This is a genomic window from Armatimonas sp., from assembly GCF_043760365.1.
Taxonomy (GTDB): Bacteria; Armatimonadota; Armatimonadia; order Armatimonadales; family Armatimonadaceae; genus Armatimonas.
The window spans coordinates 1-2,746 of sequence record NZ_JAYUPA010000980.1 but is presented as its reverse complement, the minus strand read 5'-3'; the positions used below and the strand labels follow the sequence as shown (position 1 = coordinate 2,746).

Sequence of the window (2,746 nt, the reverse complement as noted above, 5' to 3'; positions counted from 1 at the left end):
TGCTCGGTGTCTTCACACGCATCAAAATCGAGCTTAAAAAAGTCTACTCCGGGCATCTGAGAGTCACGCCCATCGGCGTAAAAAACTGGCGCGAGATGTTCACCGAGTTTGAAAAGCACCTCGTGGACTCGGACTATCTGGTGGGTTGGATAGACTGTTTCGGTGCGGGCGAGCAGAGTGGACGTGGGCAGATCCACCGCGCGGATTACCTGAAGCCCGGCGAGGACACCATTCCCGCCCAGACCCTACAAGTTGTTCATCAGGAGCTGCCCGACACGCTCTTTGGCCTGCTGCCCAAGAGCATCATGTGGAAATTTATCCAGCCCTTTACCAATAACCTTGGGATGCGGGCGATTAACTTTCTAAAATATCTGTCATCGGTCACTCTCACGCAGGGCAAAGTGCACGATGTCACCCACGCGGGGTTTGCGTTTCTTTTAGACTACGTCCCCGGCTGGAAGTACGCTTACCTGCCCGGTGGCCTGATCCAGTACCAGAGCTTTATTCCCAAAGAGACCGCCGAAAAATGCTTCACGGAGCAGCTTACGCTCTGCCAGAAGCGCGGCATCGTTCCGTATCTCGGCGTGTTAAAGCGCCATCGCAGCGATCCGTTTCTGATGACGCACTCGGTGGATGGCTACTCGTTTGCCTTAGACTTCAAGCTCACGAGAAAAAATCGAGAGACAGTCTGGGCGCTCGCGGCGGAGCTAGATACACTGGTGCTCGCCGCCGGGGGGCGGTTCTACTTCGCGAAAGACAGCACGCTCCATCCCGCACGCCTGCAAGCCTATCTGGCTGAGGAGCGTGTCCAGCGTTTCCGCGCACTCAAGCAGCACCTCGATCCCGAAAACCTTCTGCAGACCGATCTCTACCGCCGCATCTTTTCTCCCGCGCCGCATCTTTCGAACCTGATTCCCGGGTATAATCGGCGCTAATCAAACGACAGAGGATTCCCGACGATGGCCCCCCTAAACTTAGAGATAATTCCGATCATTGATACCCACCAGCACCTGTGGGACTTCACCAAGTTCCAGCCACCGTGGCTAAAGTCTGAGCCAAAGCTTAACCACAGCATGACCCTCACGGACTACGCCAAAGCGACGGCGGGCCTGAATGTCGTCAAGACAGTCTACATGGAGGTAGATGTCGCACTCAAGCAACAGCTTGCCGAGGCGAGATACATCGAAGCGCTCTGTGCCAGCCACAAAACGGTGATGGCCGCCGGGGTCGTCTCCTGCCGCCCCGCACTTCCTGGCTTTGCGGACTACGTCAAGAAGTTCGCGAAGAGCCCCTATTTAAAAGGCGTCCGGCAAGTGCTGCAAGTGCCCGATGCCCCGCGTGGTCTCTGCCTTCAGCCCACCTACGTGAAAAATATCCAGCTTCTCGGTGAGCTCGGGCTAAGTTTTGATATCTGTATCCGCCCAACCGAGCTCTCAGATGCGGCAAAGCTGGTAGACAAGTGCCCCAAGACTCGGTTCGTTTTGGATCATTGCGGCAACGGAATGGCAGCCAACCCTAACCAGGCGCAGTGGGCCAAGGACATGAAAGAGCTTGCCAAGCGTCCTAATATTGTCTGCAAGGTCTCGGGAATTATCAAGACTGTCAAGCCAGGCATGAGTGCCACCAAAGCGCTCACTCCCGTGGTTCTCCCCACGATCGAGGCATTTGGAATAGACCGAGTGATGTTTGGTGGCGACTGGCCTGTCTGCAACTTGACATCCAGCTTTCGCGGCTGGGTCGAGACTCTTAATGAGATCGTGAAAGATCGTCCCAGTGACGAGAAGCATAAGCTCTTCCATGAGAACGCCAAGCGTTTCTACGGGCTGCCCAGCTAAGAAAGACTAAATTTTGGGGTTTTCGGCCAATTGCTCTGGCTTCCGACTCTCCGTCAGCAGCCAGCGCTCCAGTGTCTTGAGTCCGAAGAAAAGTGGTGTCCCCACCAGTACCCCACCGACTCCGATGAGATCAAGGACAAACTGCTCCAGCCGCACATGCCGCGTCCCCTCGGACTGGTGCAGCCGCAGATAGATCTCCACTCCTAGAAATGCCAGGGAGACGACCACTGCCATAATCAGCGAGAGTCCTCGAAGGCGGGGGCGCCCTGCCTGGCACACGCGGATAGTTAGCAGCGCCAGAACGGCATAGACAAAAACATGGGCGAGCTTGCGCGCGATCTGAGTGAGCTGATACATGGAGATAACCTGAGGATCGGACGTGTAAAATCCAGGCTCCAGCCAGCCGAACACCCGTTGCAAAATATCCCAGGACTGCTTGTAGCTCCCCAGCTCCGTGGCGGCAAGCGCTGCGAAAGTGATCCATAACAACAGGGGGAGCCCATAGACCGTGACTCTCAGAAGGGAACGACGCATAGATTTCTCAGTATACCGCTATCCGAAAAAGGAAAAATCGGTTTCCTCTGCGAACTTAACTCCATGAAAAATGAAAAGATGACGCGACGTGGGCTACTTTCTGGGGCGGGCCACACAGCGCTCGGGCTGGGAATGCTGGGCGCACTGGATATGCAGCCGGTCTATGGGGCGCAGAATGGCCGCGCCGCCCACGACTACGGCGTGAACTTTGGCGAAGAGACACTCCTGCCCACGCATGTATCACCGCAGGATAAGATCAATGTCGCCCTGATCGGCTGTGGTGGCCAGGGGAGGTCAAACTTAAACGCTTTTCTGGCACGACCCGATGTCAATATCGTGGCGCTCTGTGACCCGGATTCCAAACAAATTGGCCGTGC

2 protein-coding genes and 2 pseudogenes are annotated in these 2,746 nt (G+C 55.9%); 3 read left to right on the top strand and 1 reads right to left on the bottom strand.

The features are described from left to right. Positions 1-935 (top strand): annotated as a pseudogene (locus ACH2EH_RS24780) (FAD-binding protein); the annotation flags it as partial. A 24-nt stretch (positions 936-959) separates the two neighbouring features. Further along, positions 960-1,835: an amidohydrolase family protein gene (locus ACH2EH_RS24775; RefSeq protein ID WP_395146030.1), complete on the top strand. Its 876-nt coding sequence runs from the start codon at positions 960-962 to the stop codon at positions 1,833-1,835. A 6-nt stretch (positions 1,836-1,841) separates the two neighbouring features. Here the strand turns inward: ACH2EH_RS24775 and ACH2EH_RS24770 are convergent, their stop codons facing one another. Then, entirely contained in the window at positions 1,842-2,369 is a 528-nt protein-coding gene (locus ACH2EH_RS24770) for a VanZ family protein (RefSeq protein WP_395146029.1), read from the bottom strand. 63 nt (positions 2,370-2,432) lie between these two features. On the opposite strand from ACH2EH_RS24770, the pseudogene ACH2EH_RS24765 reads away from it, so the two are divergent. Further along, positions 2,433-2,746, top strand: a pseudogene (locus ACH2EH_RS24765) (hypothetical protein); the annotation flags it as partial.